This is a genomic window from Deinococcus sp. Arct2-2 (assembly GCF_004801315.1).
Lineage (GTDB): Bacteria > Deinococcota > Deinococci > Deinococcales > Deinococcaceae > Deinococcus.
Window position 1 is genome coordinate 27785 of sequence record NZ_SSNW01000016.1, and the last position, 18573, is coordinate 46357.

General features: G+C 60.7%; 19 protein-coding genes. 14 read left to right on the plus strand and 5 right to left on the minus strand.

Annotated elements, in window-relative coordinates; all coding sequences use genetic code 11:
- Positions 1–7: 7 nt before the first annotated feature.
- Both E7T06_RS09080 and E7T06_RS09085 read right to left on the minus strand, forming a co-directional pair.
- Complete coding sequence (locus tag E7T06_RS09080; RefSeq protein WP_168733447.1) at positions 8–913, minus strand: GNAT family N-acetyltransferase; 906 nt, start codon at positions 911–913, stop codon at positions 8–10.
- Complete coding sequence (locus E7T06_RS09085) at positions 910–2385, minus strand: glycoside hydrolase family 3 protein (RefSeq protein WP_346763194.1); 1476 nt, start codon at positions 2383–2385, stop codon at positions 910–912. Before E7T06_RS09085 ends, E7T06_RS09080 begins: the two co-directional genes overlap by 4 nt.
- A gap of 363 nt (positions 2386–2748) precedes the next feature.
- Here E7T06_RS09085 and E7T06_RS09090 point away from each other — a divergent pair, with 363 nt between their 5' ends.
- The 4 genes from E7T06_RS09090 (at position 2749) to E7T06_RS09105 (ending at position 7587) form a co-directional block, all read left to right on the plus strand.
- Positions 2749–3459 carry a putative N-acetylmannosamine-6-phosphate 2-epimerase gene (locus E7T06_RS09090; RefSeq protein ID WP_136365519.1) on the plus strand — a complete coding sequence of 237 codons (711 nt, stop codon included), beginning with the start codon at positions 2749–2751 and terminating at the stop codon, positions 3457–3459.
- A 123-nt stretch (positions 3460–3582) separates the two neighbouring features.
- Positions 3583–4824: a sugar ABC transporter substrate-binding protein gene (locus tag E7T06_RS09095; RefSeq protein WP_136365520.1), complete on the plus strand. Its 1242-nt coding sequence runs from the start codon at positions 3583–3585 to the stop codon at positions 4822–4824.
- A 32-nt stretch (positions 4825–4856) separates the two neighbouring features.
- A complete protein-coding gene (locus E7T06_RS09100; protein WP_136365521.1) occupies positions 4857–5483 on the plus strand; it encodes a hypothetical protein in 627 nt (208 codons plus the stop codon).
- Positions 5484–5535: 52 nt separating this feature from the next.
- A complete protein-coding gene (locus E7T06_RS09105) occupies positions 5536–7587 on the plus strand; it encodes a beta-N-acetylhexosaminidase (RefSeq protein WP_136365522.1) in 2052 nt (683 codons plus the stop codon).
- A 1-nt stretch (position 7588) separates the two neighbouring features.
- On the opposite strand, the gene E7T06_RS09110 is transcribed toward E7T06_RS09105, so the two are convergent.
- Positions 7589–8167 carry a Uma2 family endonuclease gene (locus E7T06_RS09110; protein WP_136365523.1) on the minus strand — a complete coding sequence of 193 codons (579 nt, stop codon included), beginning with the start codon at positions 8165–8167 and terminating at the stop codon, positions 7589–7591.
- 21 nt (positions 8168–8188) lie between these two features.
- Between E7T06_RS09110 and E7T06_RS09120 the strand changes: the two genes are divergently transcribed.
- On the plus strand, positions 8189–9022 hold the full coding sequence (locus E7T06_RS09120; protein WP_240740930.1) for an NUDIX domain-containing protein: 834 nt from the start codon (positions 8189–8191) through the stop codon (positions 9020–9022).
- Positions 9023–9090: 68 nt separating this feature from the next.
- Positions 9091–10152 (plus strand): N-acetyl-gamma-glutamyl-phosphate reductase, encoded by a 1062-nt coding sequence (gene argC, locus E7T06_RS09125; RefSeq protein WP_136365524.1) that lies wholly within the window; start codon positions 9091–9093, stop codon positions 10150–10152.
- A gap of 9 nt (positions 10153–10161) precedes the next feature.
- On the opposite strand, the gene E7T06_RS09130 is transcribed toward argC, so the two are convergent.
- The gene (locus tag E7T06_RS09130) at positions 10162–10650 is read right to left on the minus strand and encodes a response regulator (protein WP_136365525.1); all 489 of its coding nucleotides are present in this window, start codon (positions 10648–10650) and stop codon (positions 10162–10164) included.
- Positions 10651–10843: 193 nt separating this feature from the next.
- Between E7T06_RS09130 and E7T06_RS09135 the strand changes: the two genes are divergently transcribed.
- The 6 genes from E7T06_RS09135 to E7T06_RS09160 all read left to right on the plus strand — a co-directional run bounded on the left by E7T06_RS09135 (position 10844) and on the right by E7T06_RS09160 (position 13993).
- Complete coding sequence (locus tag E7T06_RS09135; RefSeq protein WP_136365526.1) at positions 10844–11335, plus strand: damage-inducible protein DinB; 492 nt, start codon at positions 10844–10846, stop codon at positions 11333–11335.
- A complete protein-coding gene (gene yjjX / locus E7T06_RS09140; protein ID WP_136365527.1) occupies positions 11332–11907 on the plus strand; it encodes an inosine/xanthosine triphosphatase in 576 nt (191 codons plus the stop codon). Before E7T06_RS09135 ends, yjjX begins: the two co-directional genes overlap by 4 nt.
- 8 nt (positions 11908–11915) lie before the next feature.
- Positions 11916–12242, plus strand: a complete 327-nt coding sequence (locus E7T06_RS09145; RefSeq protein WP_136365528.1) for a GNAT family N-acetyltransferase — start codon at positions 11916–11918, stop codon at positions 12240–12242.
- Positions 12243–12344: 102 nt separating this feature from the next.
- On the plus strand, positions 12345–12653 hold the full coding sequence (locus E7T06_RS09150; protein WP_240740931.1) for a DUF1294 domain-containing protein: 309 nt from the start codon (positions 12345–12347) through the stop codon (positions 12651–12653).
- 20 nt (positions 12654–12673) lie between these two features.
- A complete protein-coding gene (locus E7T06_RS09155; RefSeq protein ID WP_136365530.1) occupies positions 12674–13477 on the plus strand; it encodes a [LysW]-aminoadipate kinase in 804 nt (267 codons plus the stop codon).
- Positions 13478–13669: 192 nt separating this feature from the next.
- A complete protein-coding gene (locus E7T06_RS09160; RefSeq protein ID WP_136365531.1) occupies positions 13670–13993 on the plus strand; it encodes a hypothetical protein in 324 nt (107 codons plus the stop codon).
- Positions 13994–14012: 19 nt separating this feature from the next.
- Here E7T06_RS09160 and E7T06_RS09165 read toward each other — a convergent pair whose 3' ends face one another.
- Positions 14013–15278 carry a trypsin-like peptidase domain-containing protein gene (locus E7T06_RS09165; protein WP_136365532.1) on the minus strand — a complete coding sequence of 422 codons (1266 nt, stop codon included), beginning with the start codon at positions 15276–15278 and terminating at the stop codon, positions 14013–14015.
- A gap of 238 nt (positions 15279–15516) precedes the next feature.
- On the opposite strand from E7T06_RS09165, the gene E7T06_RS09170 reads away from it, so the two are divergent.
- On the plus strand, positions 15517–17109 hold the full coding sequence (locus E7T06_RS09170) for an ABC transporter substrate-binding protein (RefSeq protein ID WP_136365533.1): 1593 nt from the start codon (positions 15517–15519) through the stop codon (positions 17107–17109).
- A gap of 431 nt (positions 17110–17540) precedes the next feature.
- The gene (locus tag E7T06_RS09175; RefSeq protein ID WP_136365534.1) at positions 17541–18569 is read left to right on the plus strand and encodes an ABC transporter permease; all 1029 of its coding nucleotides are present in this window, start codon (positions 17541–17543) and stop codon (positions 18567–18569) included.
- The last annotated feature ends 4 nt before the right edge of the window (positions 18570–18573 follow it).

The window sequence follows — 18573 nt, forward strand, 5'->3', positions numbered from 1 at the left end:
CCCAAATTCACCCCCGCATGTGGAAATACCGCACGAACTCCCTAAATCCCAGCCGCTCGTAGAAGGGGGCGACATTCGTCCAATCGATCGCCATCGCCTGTGCGCCACGAGCTTGCAGGTGGGTCATAGCGGCCAACATAAAGGCGCTCCCGACGCCGCCGCCCCGCAAATCGGGCGCAATGCCGATGGGGCCGAGGCCGCCTACCAAGTCGTCCGTTCCCACCGCTTGGCGCAGAGTCTCGGGGAAGAAAAAGGAGGGCAGCACGGCGGCGTCGGTTTCCAGACCGGTCAGGGCGAATCCGGCCACTTGCGGGCCTTGCATCAGCATCAGCACTTGCGAAGGATTGCGGTCAGCCACAGCTCCGGCGTCGTGTTTCCAGCGGGGGCCGAAGACGGCTTCGGCAAAGGCCAGCAGCGGCGGGATCATCCCCGCTTGGCTGGCGTCGGTGACGTGGAAACCCGCTGGGACAGTGAAGGCGGGCAGGGGCGAGCGCAGGTCAAGCGCCATGTCCGAGCTTTCGCGGCCTGTGCGGGTAAATCCCAGTGCTTCAAAAAAAGGCAGGCTGGCCGCTGTGGGGGCGGGCAAAAAGTGGCCGCGTTCTTCGCCCAGCGCCACTGTGACGGGGCCGATGCGTTCGCGGGCCTCCTGCATCAACGAGCGCCCCAGCCCTTGCCGTCTGAAATCTGGATGCACAAGAATCAGGCGAATGTGCGCGTGGGCGTAGGCTTCAGGCGGGCGCAGAGCAAGGGCGGCCAGCAAAGTGCCGTCTGGGGCGCGGCGGGAGAGCCAGTGGCCGCCATTGCCTAGCCGGTGTTCCAAACCGCGTGGATGGGGGAGCATGTCCGGCCATGCGGCGGCCCAGAGTGCGTGTAGTTCGGTGGCAGTGGGAACGGGGGGAGTTGGAACGGTCATGGGTTCACCTCGGCAAAAGGCAAGTGTCCGGTCAGGGAACGCTGGCCGCTCAGCCATCCCAGCAACGCGGCGCGGGCTTCGGGCCGAAAGCCGAAGCTGACGGCAGCGGGCGCGTCGATGTCCAGCACGGCGTAGGGGTTGTACAGGGCCAAATGCAGATCGGGCTGCACGCCCAGCAAGGCACTCTGGCGGTGGCGGGTGGTGGTGGCGAGGATGACAGGCAAGCCACTGGCGCGAATGGCGGCCCAGTCGAGTTCTTCGGGTGCGTCGTAAGCGTGCAGTTGCACGGAATACACGTTGCCGAGTTCGCGTGCGAGCGTATCGGCATCTACGCTGGCTTCGCTCACGTTTTCGCGTTGCACGCGGCGTTGGGCCACTAGCAGTACACGGGAGCCGGGGGGCGGTGGGGTGGGATTTCGGTATGCACTGAGGCCATGCGCCCAAGCTTCGGCAAAGAGGGGCGTGTCGGTGGCAGGATCAAAGGCGGTGGAGGCGGACGGATAGGCGGCGGCGAGCGTGTGCAGGCGGCGCAGGCTGGCGTCGAGTTCGCTGGGGTTCAGGGTGGGCAGGGCGGCTTGCATGGCGCTCAGGGTGGCTTCTTGGGCGTCGCGGCGACCTAGGGCCATGACCAGATCGGCTCCAGCCCGTAGCGCCAGCACCGCTGCTTCTCCGCGTCCGTAGTGAGAATCAATGGCCTGCATCCCCATACTATCTGTCAGAGTTATTCCATCGTAACTCCATTCAGTGCGCAGGAGATCGGTCAGGATTGGGCGGGACAACGTGGCGGGGTGAACGGCGTCTAGGGCGTCATAGACGATGTGTGCGGTCATAATGGCAGGCGTGAGGGGCAACAAATCGCGGAAGGGGGCAAACTCGGTAGCGTCCAGTTCAGCGCGGCTTTTGCTGACGCGGGGTAAGGCTTTGTGACTGTCTAAGTGCGTGTCGCCATGACCGGGAAAATGCTTGACGCAGGCGGCCACTCCACCGGAGGCATGTCCGGCCAAAGCGGCCCGCCCATGCCGGATCACCAGTGCGGCGTCTGCGCCATACGCCCGCTCCCCGATCACCGGGTTGGCGGGGTTGACGTTTACGTCCAGCACGGGCGCAAAGTTCCAATTGATGCCCACTGAGCGCAGTTGGCGGGCTAGCGCCGCGTTCACTTGCTCCGTCAGCGCCGGATCGTTGGCCGCGCCGAGACCCATTGCAGACGGTGCGAACGGCCAGAAGGTGGGCCGCAAAATCGCGCCTCCCTCGTGGTCTAGAGCAATTAGGGCGTCGTCGCCCAGCACTTCCCGCAAGTCGGCACACAGGCGCGAAAGCTGCTGCGCCGACTCTATGTTTTTGCCGAACAAGCACACGCTGCGGACGCCGTGCCGGGTCAGGTGAGCGGCAGTATCGGCGTCTAGGACGGGGCCGGGAATATCTACCATCGCCAATGCGCCGTGCTGCGGGCGGGATGCTTGTGGGGTCACGGGACTCAGGGTAATACGGATTGGGGAAGGAGCCGTGCATTCTTGGGTGTGGGGGCGAAATGTGTGGGATGGGCGTCTAAGGGTCTAGGGCCTAAGGAAGGGCAATCCCTACGCTCACTCACCCCCTCCCCAGCCCTCCCCCCTCAAGGGAGAGGGAGCAACACCAAGTTTCTGGCCCTTGCTGTTAGCCCTCGCCCCTTGCGGAACTCGCAGAGCTGCGGAGCAGAGAGGGGCTTGGGTTGCAGCGGGGTGAGGGGGCAGTTCAGCGACGCCCCCGCCCATCCCCTTAGACCCTTAGACGCCTTTACCTAAACCGCCAATCCACACCCCACCCACCCCCGCCGATGCTTTAGGCTTCCCCCCATGACCGAACAAGCAGCCCGTTCTCCCCTACCCGCCGCCCTCGAACGCCTGCGCGGGCAACTGGTGGTCAGTGTGCAGGCCGACGACGGCAGCCCGCTGAGAGAAGTCGTACATATCGTGGCGCTGAGCCGGGCGGCACTCTTGGGTGGGGCAGCGGGCCTGCGCCTGCGTTCGGCAGAAGATATTAGGGCGGTGCGGGCCATCACAGGCGTGCCGATCATCGGGTTGACCAAGCAGGCTCACCCCGGAACTGACGTGTATATCACCGCTACGCCGCGAGAAGTGCGTGAGGTAGCCGAAGCCGGGGCCGACATCGTGGCCTTCGACGGCACCGATTTGCTGCGCCCATACAGCGTTACAGAGTTAGTTGCAGCGGCACACGCGGCGGGTGCTTTGGCGATGGCCGACATCAGCACCTTGGCTGAGGCGCAGGCGGCATATGCAGCAGGGGCCGACATCGTGGGAACGACTATGAGCGGCTACACGCCTCACAGTCCGCAGGGGCAAGGGCCGGATTTTGCGCTGATGGAAGCGTTGGCGGTGGCTGGCTTCCCATTCATTGCTGAGGGGCGTATCAATTCACCGGAGTTGGCCGCGGCAGCGTTGAATACAGGGGCGCTGTGCGTAGTAGTGGGAAGTGCGATTACCCGTCCTGACCACGTCACACGCTGGTTTGCACGGGCGATCCGAGGTACTACGCCGGGCGCATGAGAGGCAGCGGCGCAATTCTCAGGTTGCCGTTAGATTCACACGCTAGTCTGAGCGCAATCTCAACATGACCTCAAGGCCAGTCTCCCAAGACCTGTGGGCGTGCCGATTTCAAGGAGTTTTGCTATGACATCCACCTACAAAAAAGCTCTACTGACCGCCGCCCTCATTGCCGCATCCACCGCAGGCGCACAGAAGACCGAGCTGGAATTCTGGACGATCAGCCTCGCACCCTTGTTCAACGATGAAATGAACCGTCTGGTGTCGCAGTTTGAGAAGGAAAATCCCACGATCAATCTGAAATGGGTGGACGTGCCCGCCAACGCGATAGAGCAAAAGCTGCTGGCTGCCGTCGCGTCGGGCCGCCCGCCTGCCGCCGTGAACCTCAGCAGCGATATGGCCGTGAAGTTGGTGCAGCAAGGGGCGCTGGAGCCTTTGACCCTCTCTGACGCGCAGAAAAAGAGCTATTTCGGCAGCCCACTGAACACCTTTACCTTCGACGGCAAAACGATGGGCGTGCCGTGGTACTGGGCACCCAAAGTCGTGGCCTACAACACCGACATTTTCCGCAAGGCAGGGCTAGACCCCGCCAACCCGCCCCGTACCATTCAAACGCTGATTGCCGCTGCTAAACAGATCAAAGACAAGACCGGCATGTACGGCTTCATGCCCAATATCAACAACATCAATATGCTGTTCATGTTCCAAGAAGCGGGCTTGCCTATCTTTGACAAGAGCGGCGCAAAGGCTGTGTTCAATAGCCCGGAGCATGTGAAGCTGCTGCAAACCTACGTGGACTTGTACAAAGGTGGCTACATCCCCGAAGACACCATGCGCCGGGGCTTTACCGCCGCTACCGAACTGTATTCCAGCGGCAAGCTCGCCATGTTGATTACGGGGCCGCAGTTCATCTTGCGCGTCGCCAACGATAACAAGGCCATCTATGACCTGACCAAAGTTGCGCCCTACCCCATCAACATTGCCGGAAACGTGATTCATACGCCGCTGATGGGCTTTACCGTTCCCAAAGGCGTGAAGGATAAGGCGCTCTCGCAAAAGCTGGCACTGTTCCTGACCAACGATGTGAACCAGTTGCAATTCAGCAAGGTTACAAAGACTACCTTTCCTAGCACCGTGAAGGCCAGCACCGACAAATTCTTTAAGCAGGGTGGCGCAAATGCTATCGATCAAGGTAAGTTGGTCAGCAGCACCGAACTGAAAAAAGCCAAAGATCTGACGTTGGTTTACCCTGACGCCAGCAAACTGAACAAGGTGTTTAAAGACAATGTAGAGGCAGCAATGGCAGGCCAGAAAACGGCTAAGCAGGCGCTGGATGACATTGTGAAGGCGTGGAACGCGAGTCTGTAAGGATGATTTCAACAAAGGGTAGGGTCGTCTTGATGGCGGCCCTATTATTGTGTGGTACCGGGTCAGCGCGAGTCAGCAAACCGCATAGACCGCACGCTTCTGAACCTGTTTCTACACCGTATTACCCAGCCTACCGCCCCGACGATCAGCCCGAGTTCCCGCTCACTTCCGAGGTGGATCAGTCCCGAGTTGCCCCCGGTATTTGGGACACGCCGCCGGAATTGATCGGTGACTCGCGGGTGGGCGTGCTTACCGATGATGGGGTGAATCGGGGCTTCTTGTTCATCGGTGCCTACGAATCGCGCATTGGCGAGGAGTATTTGGTGCTGCGGTGCGTGGCTGGCAGCGAATACGAACTGCGACTGGTGCTAGAGCAACCGCTGCTCAGGACGCAGGCGTACCGTTTTGAGGCGGCTTGGACTGGAAGCACGCGCACGCTGGAGCTTGGGCCTGCTGACCCGGAAACCGCAGACTCCGTATTGCTGGCGAAAGCCGACGCTGCCGCCTTATTCGGCAATCTTTTGACAGGCCAGAAGGTACAGATGACTGTTTCGCCTCTATCCAGCTCAGGCACGATGCTGGGCAAATCGCTCACGCTGAACTTTGACGGTGCGGGCGTGGCGGAAGGCTGGCAAAGGATTGATCGCTGCCAACCCTAAGCAGGTTTAGCCCATCGGATTCAGGTCAGGCAAATACACAAAGGTGATTGAAATGCAACCAAAAACACGACTTAAAATGAACCTAAGCGCGGCTTTACTGCTGAGCTTGCTGATGAACGGAGCCGCCCAAGCCGCCCCACTCCAACTCTCCCCCGTCCCCGATGCCCGCGCCCTTACGCCGCTGGGAACGCTCGTTCCTGCACCCAAGCAGGCCAGTTTTCCGGCGGGCGTGTTGCCCTTGGCGGGCTTGGGCGTGCGCGTGGTGGGCACTGCGCCCGAACTGGCTTGGGCCGTGCGCGACTTGCGGGCCGAGTGGAAAACGCGGCTGGGAGCAGAGTTACCGGATTCGGGAAAAGTGATGATCACGGTGGGAACGCTGGACAACCCAGACCTCGCCGCCAAATTGAAAACGGCTGGGCTGACGGCAACGGGCGCGGAAGGCTACGCGCTGTGGGTGGAGGCGGGCGGCGCGTATGTGGTGGGCGCAGACGCACGCGGGGCGTACATGGGGGCGCAAACGCTTCGGCAATTGCTGACGCAAGGCGGCCTGAAATTCGCCCGTATCAGCGACTCGCCCGCGCTCTCTCAGCGCATTGCGATGATTTATCTGGATCAATACAGCGCGGCCATTAACGACAAACTTATTCCTATGTTGGCGGCCCTGAAGTACAACAGCGTGTTGGTCATGAGCAACTATGTGCAGTGGGACACGGCCAAAGCGGGCGGCTGGGCGCATCCCGGCGGGGCCAGCAAAGCGGAGGCGGCGCGGGTGGCGGCGTTGGCCCGCAGCTACGGCCTAGAGCCGATTCCGCTGATAGAAACGCTGAGCCATGTGGGCTGGATGTACTACGGGGGCAAAAATCTGGACTTGCGCCAAGACCCCGACAGCCAGAATGCGTGGGCTTACGACACCCTCAATCCGGCCACCTACTCGCGGGTCATCCTGCCCATTTTGAAGGAAGCGGTGGACGTGTTTAAGCCCAAAGTCATTCATATCGGGCATGACGAAGTGCGGAACCGTGACCGCTTTCCGGCCCGCGAGAACGGCAAGGCGCTGGGATTCGAGAAACTGTTTGTAGACGACGTGGTGAAGCTGCACGATTATTTGAAGATGCAGGGCGTAGGCACGATGATGTGGCACGACACCGCGTTTGCCGACGCCGTGATTGCCACGCTGCCCGCGCAGTTGCCCAAAGATATTCAGGTGGCCTACTGGAATTACGCCCCCGGCAACAGCTTTGGCCTACTAGGACGCATCAAGGCGCTGGGATTCCCGGTACTGGGCGCGTCTTGGAATGAAGTGGGCAACGCGGAGGGCTACGCCAAAGTTGCCGCGCAGGTGGGCGCAACGGGCATGATTCAAACGCGCTGGACAGGCTATTTTGGCAACCCCAGCATTTGGGACGGGGCGGCAGATCAGGGCGTGCCGTTCGTGCGGGCGGCCAATTCTTTTTGGAACCCGGCGGCAGGCAGCGTGCCAAATGCAGAGGGCATTTACCGCGCCACCTACCAGCCGGAAGCGTACCGGGCTACGGCTGGCACACTCGTCAATTTGGCCCCGCTGGTCACGCGCTCGCTGACCGACGACGATGAAAAAGGCTGGATTTTGAAGGGTGCAGACATAGATTTGCGGAACCTGAAGACCGGAGTGAACCGCTTCGGCGCGTACACATTCAGCGTTACGGGGGCAGTGATGCTGAAGGGTTCGCGCCCCGCTGCCAAAGACCTGCCCGAACGGGTCACGGTGGAACTGGGGCGCAAGGCCACGTCCATCGCCTTCCTGCACACCACTGGCTGGCCCGCCGCCACCGCCCGCGAGGTGATCGGGCGCTACGAGGTGCGCTACGCCGATGGCAGCATGGTCAATCAACCGCTGGAATATGGGCGGCACATCCGGGCATGGACGGATACACTGCCGAGTTCTATGATTCCGGCCCCGGCGTGGGCGGGCAAAACCAAAGACGGCCTAGAAGTGGCCGTGCCTGTGCTGGACTGGGTCAACCCCAAACCCGACAAGGTCATTTCGTCGGTGACGGTGGTCAGTGAGGGCAAAAATGCCAACCTGACCTTGATCGGGCTGACGCTGATTGGAGAAGGGAAGTAATTTAGCTGTCCAGCACGCCCGAATAGATATCGTCGAGGCTCAGGCTTTGGCCCACGCAAGGCAACAGAATATCGCCGGAGCCGACTTGCTCGGAGAGTTCCCACTCTGACCCGCCCCGCTGATACACATACACGCGCCGTTCCTGCTGCTCTACGATCAGGTAGGTTTGCAGGCTGGGAATGGCGGTGTAGGCGGCGTGCTTGGCAAGGCGGTCTGTGCTGGCCGTGCTGGGAGAGATGATTTCCACCAGCAGACAGGGTGCGGTTTCATAGTGGGAGTCGGGGCGCTCGGCGCTGCACACCAACATTACGTCGGGGTAGTAAAAGTTGCTGGCATAGGGCAAGCGCAGCTTCATGTCAGACGAATACAAACGGCAGCCCTGCGCTCTGGCTGCCCGGTGCAACGCAGCCACGATATTCACGCCGATTTCGACGTGCTGACCGCTGGTTCCGGCCTGCGCTTTGGTTGCGCCGTGCAGCGCGTACACATAGCCGCCCACATACTCCCGCTTCACCGGGCTACTTTCCTCGGTTCGCAGGTACTCCGCTACGCTCATGGGCTGCAAACTGGGGGCGCTCATAACGCTATGTTACTGCTGTCCATGCGTTCAGAACAGACATTCAAGCTGATGGCCGACTATCACTGTTTTCCGCTGTGGGAGCCGGGTGGAGATAACATTGACCCGGCCACGCTGGGCCTGCCAAATACACTGGCAACGCGGCTGGAAGCATGGACCGATGCCTCCGATTCCACGCTGAATATGGCTGATCCCATGTCGCCCCTACCGATGCGGGCAGATTTTTTGGGGGTGGGCGAAAACGAGGACGCCGCCTTCGAGCGCGAAGGCCATGCGCTGTGGTGGGCACTCCGGGCAGCCTTGCCGGGGCGGAAGCTAAGCTATTTCAGTACGCTGTTGGGGCGGGCCATTGCCGCTGGTGACGATGAATTGCTAGACAGGCTGGACGATGCTGGAGAGGTGTCGGGCGTGCTGTGGCGCTCGGTGTCGGACGACGTAAAAGGCGTGCGGGGCGTGAATGCCTTCTTCCGAAATAGTGCAGGCCAACTGCTATTTCCGCGCCGTGCCCCCCACAAAACGCGCTGGCCGGGGGCGCTGGATTTCAGCGTGGGCGGCTACACGCTGGCGGGCGAATCGTTGGATGAATCCTTTGTACGGGAAGCCCGCGAGGAACTGAATGTGGATATTGCGACGCTGGGGTGGCGTGTGTTGGCTGATCTCTCGCCGTTCAACACTGAAATTAACTGCTTTATGCGGGTGTACGAGGTGGACATGGAGGACTTGCCTCACCTGAATCCCGACGATTTCAGCGGCGCAGAATGGCTGACGCCGGAGCAACTACGGGAGCGGGGAGCGGCAGGCGAAAAACTTAAACCTGATCTCTTGAAGGTTGTTAACCTTGTGTATGCCAAGCAGTAACTAGATTTAGCTATACATTTGTAAACAGTCGGTACATTCAGCGCGGCGTTTTGTGCTGAACTGGCAGCATGGCTTCATCTGATCAGGGTAACAACCTTCTAAGCGTGGCAATCGTGGGCGGCAGCGGGTACGCGGGCGGGGAATTCTTGCGGCTGGCGCTGGGACATCCGCACCTGAGTGTCACGCAGGTCACGAGCGAGCGCAGTGCGGGGCAGCCTGTGGCGCTGGTTCATCCCAATTTGCGTGGGCGCACCAACCTCAAGTTCCGCAAGGCCGCCGAACTGGAGGAAGCCGACATCATCGTGCTGGCCCTCCCGCACGGCAGCGCCGCCGGACGTATTGCCGAATTTGAAGGCAAAGGCCGCATCATCGTAGACCTCAGCGCCGACTTCCGGCTCAAAGACCCCGAAGTATTTCAGCAGGCTTACGGGGAAGCGCACCCAGCCCCCGACGCGCTGGGCAACTGGATATACGGAAATCCCGAACTACACCGCGAGGAACTGAGAACCGCCACCCGAATCGCTTGCGCGGGCTGCTTTGCTACCTCTGTGATTCTGGCGCTGTACCCGCTGCTGAAACTGGGCGTGCTGCTGCCCAAAGACATCATCGCTACCGGGCTGGTGGGCAGTAGTGCGGCGGGCGCAAGCAGTTCGGACGCCTCGCACCACCCGGAGCGGGCCGGAAGTCTGCGCGTGTACAAACCTGTGGGCCACCGCCACACCGCCGAAGTGCAGCAAGAACTCCCCGGCCATTTCCCCATTCACCTGACCGCCATCAGTACGCCCCGTGTGCGCGGCATTTTGTCCACCATTCAGGCGTGGATTCCCGACGGCTACAGCGACCGCGACGTCTGGAGCGCCTACCGCGAGGTGTACGCTGCCGAACCCTTCATCCGGATTGTGAAGGTGGCACGCGGCATCCACCGCTACCCCGATCCGATGTTGCTGGACGGCACCAATTACTGCGATCTGGGCTTCGAGATGGACATGGATTCGGGCCGCGTGGTGCTGATGAGCGCCATAGACAATCTGGTGAAAGGCACAGCGGGGCACGCCATCCAGTGCCTCAATATCGCGCATGGGTGGGAGGAAACGGCAGGCCTAGAGTTTGCAGGGCTGCACCCCGCCTGAATCTGTGCTTTACCCCGGCCCCGGCGCACGCACGATGCTCAGCATGTAGCGGCCCAGCGCGTGAATAGCAGCGTAGAAGGTATCGAACTCGATGGGTTTGACCACATAGCTGGCCGCGTGCGCCTGATAAGACCGCAAAATGTCCTCGTCGGCGGCGCTGGTGGTCAGCATGATGATGGGAATCGTCATCAGTTGCGGGTCGTGCTTGATGGCCGACAAGACTTCTAGGCCGTTCATGCGCGGCATATTGATGTCCAGCAAAATCACGTCTGGGCGCGGCATGAGGCTATATGACCCTTCTTGGCGCAGAAATTCGAGGGCCTCTACGCCGTCGCGGGTCACGTGCAAGTTATTGGTCACGCCTGCTTGGGCAAACGCTTCTTGCGTCAAGATAATGTCGGGTTCACTGTCTTCTACCAGCAGTATTTCTATAGGGGTAGTCGTGTTCGGCGCTGGAAATAGGGACGCTGAGGGGTTGGGATCGGGCGGCGGGATCATGACACTTCTCCTACTGACAGGGAGGTCAGGCGTTCTGACCATCAATTCTTCCTGACTTCTAGTGTGGCTGCCGAGTCTGGGCGCAGCATGACGGCAGCTTTACCGTGTGGAAAGCTGGCCTTGACGGTCTCTTATAGCCGCGCTTGGATGGTGTTTATGTTGACTGCTTGCCCGTAGGCGCTAGCTTGGGCGCATGAACCTCTTGCAAGCCTCGCTGGGGGGCAGCGCCGCCTTCCGGGAACCCGAGTACATCCTAGAAAACCTGACCTCCGAAGTGGCTGCAAAGCCTGTGCCGGGGCTGCCCTACACCATTGCAGACGTTCTGTACCACCTGAACGCCACGATGCGGGCCAGCCTTGATCTGGCCTCTGGGCGGGCGGCGGATTGGCCGGAAGGCTTGGAGGTGTGGCCCGACATGCCGCCCAGTACCGAACAACACAGTGCCGAGCAATCCAGCGCCGAACAACTGGCCCAGATTCGGCTAGACGTCGCTTTGGCACTGTCCGAAGCCGTGATGCTGGCCGAAGACCCCTCAGAGCGGGCGCGGGAAATTCTGACCGACTTGGCCGTAAATAATGCCTACCACTGGGGGCAAGTGGCCCTGATTCGGCGCTTGCACGGCGACTGGAGCGGCGAAGACCCGGTTACTGGTGGGGTTGTTGGCGGCGGAGTGGTCGGCGGGTGAGGTTGGTCATTGTGGGCAGTCAGAATCCGGCCAAGGTGCGGCCCGTGCAAGAAGTTTTTGCGAAACTGGAACCGGAAGCTGTGATCGTGGGCCAAAACGTGCCCAGCGGCGTTCCAGATCAGCCTTTGGGCGAGGAAGAAACGCGGCGCGGCGCGGTAAACCGGGCGTGGGCCGCTGTGCACATCGCAGAAGCGCAGCAAGCCGAGGAAGCTTGGGGAGTGGGCCTAGAGGGCGGCGTGCGAATAGATGACGCGGGCAACGGCTGGCTGTTTGGCATCGTCGCGGTGGCCCACAGCGGCAAGCTGGAAACCGTGCGAACGGCGGAAATGAGGTTGCCGCCCCCAGTTTTGGCCCGCGTGCAAGGGGGCGAGGAGTTGGGGAGCGTGATGGACGACCTGCTGGGAACTGTAGACGTCAAGCGCGGCGTGGGCAGCGTGGGCGTACTGACCGGTGGACTGGCAGACCGGGCAGATGTCTGGCGACTGGGGCTGGCGTTGGCCTTAGCGCCGTTTCTGAACGCAGAACTGTACAGCTCCGGGCCAAGCGACACGCAAACGCCATCCATGCTCTAGGCTCTGGCATGACTGCCCACGAACCTGCCATGCCCACCGAAGTTGTCAACAACGAAACCGAACGCCGCTATGAACTGAAGCTGGCTGGGCGCGTAGTGGGCGTAGCCGAATACCGCCCCGCCGGGCCTTCTTTGATGTTTACGCATACCGAAATAGAAGAAGGGCATGAGGGTCAAGGCCTCGGCAGCAAGCTGGTGCAGGCCGCGCTAGATGACGCACGGGCGCGGAAAGTGGACGTGGTGCCGATGTGCCCGTTCGTGGCCGCCTTCATCCGCGAGCATCCCGAGTATGTGGACTTGGTGCAGCCACAGCAGCGGGGCATGTTCGGCCTCTAAACGAGAAGCATTCAACAACAGGTCAATGGCAAGTTAATTGACAGCCTGATATTTAGGCAGGCTGACTTTCTGCAAACACGACCGTGAGAAACTGACCGCCTGATGAGCGCCGTAGACCTTGCCTTGAGTGTGTTTGTCGGGTGGCAATTGGTATGGAGCTTAGTAGCGTTTGTGGCCATCTGGCACGACAAAAACTTAGCCGCCTCCCACCGTTGGCGAATCCCGGAAGACCGCTTGCACGGCTACGAATTTTGGGGCGGCTGGCTGGGATCGGGGCTAGCGCAGCGGCTTTGGCGGCATAAAACTTACAAAGAGTCTTACCAACAGGTCTACAAACGCACGGCGCTGATCTGGCTGGCCGCCTGCCTGATCGTACTTAGCGTCTGGATAGTGTCTCGCCTGAACGCTTAACATGTGCTAAGTTTGCACGCATGATTGTTGTGAAGGTCGGCGGAAGCGCCGGAATAGATTACGACGCCGTCTGTGCAGACCTCGCCGCCCGCTGGAAAACCGGGGAGCGGCTGATTTTGGTGCATGGCGGCAGCGGCGAAACCAACCGCGTGGCCGAAGCGTTAGGCCATCCGCCCAAATTTGTGACCAGTCCCAGCGGTTACACGTCGCGCTTTACAGACCGCCAAACGCTGGAAATCTTCGAGATGGTGTACTGCGGCAAGATCAATAAAGGCATCGTAGAGCGGCTGCAACGTCTCGGCGTAAACGCGGTGGGCCTGAGTGGGCTGGATGGCCGGATTTTTGAGGGACGCCACAAAGACAGCGTGCGGGCCGTAGAAAACGGCAAAGTGAAGGTGCTGCGCGGCGATCATACTGGAACGGTAGAAAAGGTCAACACCGGCCTGATCGAGCTGCTCCTGAACGCGGGCTACCTGCCCGTGCTGACGCCGCCCGCTGCCAGTTACGAGGGCGTGGCAATTAATGTAGACGGAGACCGCGCCGCCGCCGCCCTCGCTGTGGCGCTGAAGGCCGATGCGCTGCTGCTGCTGAGCAACGTTCCGGGCCTGCTGCGCCATTACCCCGACGAAGCCAGCCTGATCCGGGCCATTCCTGCCGCCGACGTAGAAAGCTACCTAGAGTTTGCCCAAGACCGCATGAAAAAGAAGGTACTGGGGGCCGCCGAAGCCGTGCAGGGCGGCGTAAAGCGGGTGATTTTTGGCGACGCCCGCGCCGGAGCGCCTATTACGGCGGCGCTGGACGGGGCGGGAACGGTGGTGAGCTAAGGGCATCTAGGGGTGGGGCTGTGCTCCCTCTCCCTTGAGGGGGGAGGGTTGGGGAGGGGGTGAGTACGCGCAGCGAATGCTGTTCTACACGCAACTTGGCGAGATGAGCGACCTCTTATAAATACGCTTTAAGCAAGGGCAACCGCTGCTCACTCACCCCTGTCCCACCCAACCTGCTATCTTTCCCGCTCTATGTCGGCCTCTGCCCCAACCCCCTCTCACACCACTGCCGCACCCATCGCCGCTTCCGCCCTGCTGGATTTTTTGGCGGTGCGCGGCGGGCAGGAGTTCCGGGTGGCCGCCTGTGTAATTCAGGGCCGGGGCCGCCGCCAAGAGCTGCGCGAGGTGGGCGAATACCGCTTCACAGTGCGCGGCGACGCGGTGCAGGCCACCGGGCCAAGTGGACAAACCCGCCAACTTTCGCGGGCGGGGTATCTGGACATCTTCGGCACCTACGCCTTCGGGAGCGCGGAAGCAACGGGAGAGATGACGGACTTGGGGCCACTGTTCGGCTAGATGTATTGGTCAGCTCAGTTTACTGATCGGTGGGCAACGTGAAAGCCTGCAATTTCACCGTCACATCCCGCTTTTTGCCACCCTGCTGAACGGTCAGTTTGATGCTGTCCCCGATGCGTTTGCCCAAGATCAGACGGCGCAAATCTTCGCCTTCGGTGATGGCTTGGCCGTCTATAGCGGTGATGATGTCGCCGTCTGTGTAGACCGAATCTGTAGCTTGACCCGGAGTATTCAGGCTCAGGCTATTGCCCGTTCCGCCTTTTAGTCCGACGGCGGCAGCGGGACTGTTGGGGTAAACCTGCTGAATCAACGCGCCAGCAGCGGGCAACTTGGCCTTCTGACGGTCTTCGTCGCTCAGGGCGCTGAGATCGGTGAAGCCAACCCCCAGCGTAGGCGTTTGCACGACTTTACCGCCCGCTGCCTGAAGCTGGGGCAACAACTTGGTCACGGTATTCACCGGAATCGCAAAGCCGACGCCCGCGCTCTGGCCGCTGCCGCCGGTCAGGATTTGGGTATTCACGCCGATCAAGTCGCCCGCGCTGTTCAGGAGGGGGCCGCCAGAGTTGCCGGGATTGATGGCCGCGTCGGTCTGAATGACTTGCTGATACACCTGCCGGGTGCCCACCGGGGCTGTGCGCTCTAGGCTGCTGATAATGCCCTCCGACACGCTGAAATCCAGCCCGAACGGTGCGCCCATCGCAATGGCTTTCAGGCCCACGTCCAGCTTGGCGCTGTCGCCCAACGGAATAGGCTGGATGGCTCCGGCGGGCAGTCCCTCGGCACGGATCAGGGCAAGGTCAAAATCGGGGGCGCGGCCCACCACTTTGGCTTTGTAGGTCCTCTTGGAGCCGTGCAGCCGAATGGTAATCTCGCTGGCTCCCTCCACGACGTGGTTGTTGGTGATGATATCGCCCGCCGCGTTTACGAAAAAGCCGCTGCCCGTGCCGGTGCGTGCCTCGCCGCCTTCAGGAATGGGGAATCCGTACTGGTCTTGCAGACGGCGGCGCATCTGGGCTTCGGCGCTGTTATCAGCCCCCTCAGTCACGCTGATATACACCAGACCGTTTTGGCGCTGCTTGACCACCTGCACGGTGTTGGCTTCGGCTTCGGTGCGGGCGCGGCCATTGTCGTAGGTGGTGGCAGAAGGATTGGTCACAGAGGTTTGAACGGTGGTGGGGCTGTTGGGCGTCACCTGCGCGTTACTGCGTTCATTCAGGCCGTAGCCGACAAACCCGCCCAGCGCGAGGGTTCCGGTGAGGGCCAAGAGGGAAAGGTTTTTGTTCATGGCCGAATAATGGCGCAGAGCGGTTATACGACGGTTAAAATCACTCCCGCAGTCTCTTTACATGCCGGGGCAGTTGGGGTCAAGACAAGTGGTCAATTGCCAACCGGAATCTTTTGGCTTGACACCCTCTGTCTACACCCCTACCCTAAGCGCACGCTTGACACTTTTTATCCGCCATTCATGATCGGACGCCCTCACAAGGGGGCGGCGAACGTGTGGCGGGATTTTCGGAGGTTCCATGAAGAAAGTACTCTTTAAGAACGTGCTTCTGACCGCAGCTTTGGCGACCCTTTCTTCTGCCTCAGCCGCCACGCTGGTCTTCGGGGCCAACGGCGATCCTGTATCGCTGGAAAGCGCCAACATCACCGACGGCATCAGCATTTTGGTGCAGCGCCAGATTTACGACACCCTCGTGGATTTCAAGAACGGCACCACCGACCCCGTGCCCGGCCTCGCCACCTCTTGGAAGAGCAACGCCAACGCCACCCAGTGGACGTTTACGCTGCGCCGCAACGTGCGCTTCCATGACGGCACGCCCATGAACGCCGACGCCATCATCTTCAACCTCAGCCGTTGGTGGGACAAGGCGCACCCTTACGGCTTCCGCGATCAGGGCCGCACCTTCGAAATCGTGGGCGAACTCTTGGGCGGCTACAAAGGTGACGCCACCGCCGTTATCAAGAACATCGTGAAGGTCAACGACTACACGGTTCGCGTGGATTTGAACAAGTCCAGCAGCGTGTTTCCCAACGTGATCGGCAGCGGCTACTTCGGCATTGCCAGCCCCACCGCCATCAAGAAAGACGGCGCGAAATACGGCACGCCCGCCAGCAAAGCGGTCGGCACCGGCCCCTTCATTTTCCAAAGCTGGCGCACGGGCGACCGCGTGGTACTGCTGCCCAACAAGCTCTACTGGGGCGAAAAAGCCAAAGTGGATCAGTTGGTCATCCGCTCTATCAAAGACGCTTCTCAGCGCCTAAACGAGCTGAAGGCCGGAACCATCGACTTCACCAACGACCTGACGCCCGACGCCCTGCGCAGCGTGCAGAGCGATAAGAATCTGGTGGCCGTCAAGCGCCCCAGCTTCAACGTCGGCTTCGTGAGCCTGAACAACCGCAACCAGTACCTCAAAGTTGCCAAAGTGCGTGAGGCCCTGAGCATGGCGATTAATAAGAAAGCCATTGCCGAAGCCTTCTGGAACGGCCTTGGCGTCAGCAATGCCAGCTTCGTGCCGCCCGTACTGGCGTGGGCCAACAGCGGCAAAGTGCCGACCGACTACAAATTTGACCCTGCCGCTGCCAAGAAGATGCTGGCCGACGCGGGCTACCCCAACGGCTTCTCGCTGGATTTGTGGTACATGCCTGTCAGCCGTCCTTACTTCCCCACCCCCAAGCCGATTGCCGAAGCCATTGCCGCCGACCTGAGCGCCATCGGCGTGAAAGTGAACCTGAAGACCGAAGACTGGGCCAAGTACCTCGAAGACCGCAACAAAGAACCCGGCTTCGACATGTACATGATCGGCTGGACGGGCGACTACGGCGACCCCGACAACTTCTACAGCGCCTACTACGGCCCCAACGCCTCCGACGACATCAACTGGAATCCACCCGAACTTCAGAAACTGCTGGAGCAGGGCCGCGCCGCTACCTCGCAAGCCGAGAAAGCCAAAGCCTACTCGCAGATTCACGAGATCACCTACAACGCCAACTACCGCATTCCGATGGTACACAGCAACCCGCTGTCGGCAGCCCGCACCTACCTGAAAGGCTGGGTTCCTAGCCCGCTGGGCAGCGAAGCCTACAACACGATTTCGCTGGTGGGCAAGAAATAAGTCTGTTCCGCTGGGGCACCGTTGTTGTGTTCTAGCGGAGTGGAACGAGTGAGCGGGCTTCTGTTCTAGAGGCCGCACACCACGTTCGAACAAGGTTGATGGGGGTGGGGCTGGCCTGTACTGGCCGACCTCGCCCCCTTTGCTGTGGCCCGTTGTCAATGGCTCGGACAGTTTCGAATTTCTATGATCACAGGTGACAAACACGGGGTTTTAGCCCCACTCTCCTTGCTGGAAGGCATCCTAGACGACGTTTCTCTGTATCAGGCTTTTCTTAGGTCGGAAATGTCCACACCATTGATGATCCGAGTTCAGGGCAGGGCGGGTAAACTGGCGCTAGCCCCAATCTGGCAACTCCCAAAAAGCGTGCCGCTGCCGTCTTCATCCACATCTTTCTATTTCCAGAGTTTTTACTTTCAGAAGGGGGCTTTTCCTTGGGCAGTTATCTGATTCGCCGTATCGCAAGAACCCTACTGGTCATGCTGGGCATCAGCCTGTTGGTGTTCGTGTTCGTGCGTTCTATTCCCGGCGACCCGGCCACCGCCATGTTGGGCGAACGCGCCACGCCACAGGCCGTCAAGAACCTCCGGACTCAACTGGGCCTCGATAAACCGTGGTTCTTCAACCCAACCAATCCGCTGGACGCGCAGTATCCGAAGTATGTATCGGCACTGGCAAAGGGCGATCTCGGCAGCGGGATCAAGAGCAATATCCCCGTGCGCGATGAACTCGGCTCGCGCTTTCCGGCCACCGCCGAACTGAGCTTGGCCGCCCTGTTTTTTGCGCTTGTGATTGGCCTGCCCGCTGGCATTTTGGCTGCGCTGCGCCGCAACAGCGTCTGGGACAACCTCGCTACTACGATTAGCTTGGTGGGCGTGAGTATGCCTGTGTTTTGGCTGGGGCTGCTGCTCTCTTACTTTTTTGCCGTGAAATTGGGCTGGCTGCCGCCGAGTGCGCGATTAGGCAACGAATCCACACTCCAACCAATTACAGGATTCTATGTGTTGGACGGCATTTTACGTGGCAGTCCCGCCGATGCATGGGACGCTCTGCGCCACCTGATTTTGCCCGCCATTGCGCTGGGCAGCATTCCGCTGGCGATTATTGCCCGGATTACGCGCAGCAGCCTGCTGGATGTACTGGGCCAAGATTACGTGCGAACGGCCCGCGCCAAAGGGCTGTCTCAGCGCAGCATTACGCTGAAGCACGCGCTGAGGAATGCGCTGCTGCCCGTCGTCACGGTGATCGGGCTACAAGCCGGAGCCTTGCTGGGCGGCGCGGTACTGACCGAAACCATCTTTTCGTGGCCCGGCATCGGCTCGTGGGTCTATGAGGCCATCAGCCAGCGCGACTACCCGATCATTCAGGGCGGCGTGATTTTTGCGGCGCTGGTGGTCAGCGTCACCAACCTGCTGGTAGACCTCAGCTACGCCACTCTCGATCCCCGGATTCAGTACCGATGAGACC

Coding starts and splice junctions, on each gene's coding strand:
- E7T06_RS09080 (WP_168733447.1), bottom strand. CDS start 913: ATGACCGTTCCAACTCCCCCCGTTCCCACTGCCACCGAACTACACGCA.
- E7T06_RS09090 (WP_136365519.1), top strand. CDS start 2,749: ATGACCGAACAAGCAGCCCGTTCTCCCCTACCCGCCGCCCTCGAACGC.
- E7T06_RS09095 (WP_136365520.1), top strand. CDS start 3,583: ATGACATCCACCTACAAAAAAGCTCTACTGACCGCCGCCCTCATTGCC.
- E7T06_RS09100 (WP_136365521.1), top strand. CDS start 4,857: ATGGCGGCCCTATTATTGTGTGGTACCGGGTCAGCGCGAGTCAGCAAA.
- E7T06_RS09105 (WP_136365522.1), top strand. CDS start 5,536: ATGCAACCAAAAACACGACTTAAAATGAACCTAAGCGCGGCTTTACTG.
- E7T06_RS09110 (WP_136365523.1), bottom strand. CDS start 8,167: ATGAGCGCCCCCAGTTTGCAGCCCATGAGCGTAGCGGAGTACCTGCGA.
- E7T06_RS09120 (WP_240740930.1), top strand. CDS start 8,189: ATGCGTTCAGAACAGACATTCAAGCTGATGGCCGACTATCACTGTTTT.
- argC (WP_136365524.1), top strand. CDS start 9,091: ATGGCTTCATCTGATCAGGGTAACAACCTTCTAAGCGTGGCAATCGTG.
- E7T06_RS09130 (WP_136365525.1), bottom strand. CDS start 10,650: ATGATCCCGCCGCCCGATCCCAACCCCTCAGCGTCCCTATTTCCAGCG.
- E7T06_RS09135 (WP_136365526.1), top strand. CDS start 10,844: ATGAACCTCTTGCAAGCCTCGCTGGGGGGCAGCGCCGCCTTCCGGGAA.
- E7T06_RS09145 (WP_136365528.1), top strand. CDS start 11,916: ATGACTGCCCACGAACCTGCCATGCCCACCGAAGTTGTCAACAACGAA.
- E7T06_RS09150 (WP_240740931.1), top strand. CDS start 12,345: ATGAGCGCCGTAGACCTTGCCTTGAGTGTGTTTGTCGGGTGGCAATTG.
- E7T06_RS09155 (WP_136365530.1), top strand. CDS start 12,674: ATGATTGTTGTGAAGGTCGGCGGAAGCGCCGGAATAGATTACGACGCC.
- E7T06_RS09160 (WP_136365531.1), top strand. CDS start 13,670: ATGTCGGCCTCTGCCCCAACCCCCTCTCACACCACTGCCGCACCCATC.
- E7T06_RS09165 (WP_136365532.1), bottom strand. CDS start 15,278: ATGAACAAAAACCTTTCCCTCTTGGCCCTCACCGGAACCCTCGCGCTG.
- E7T06_RS09170 (WP_136365533.1), top strand. CDS start 15,517: ATGAAGAAAGTACTCTTTAAGAACGTGCTTCTGACCGCAGCTTTGGCG.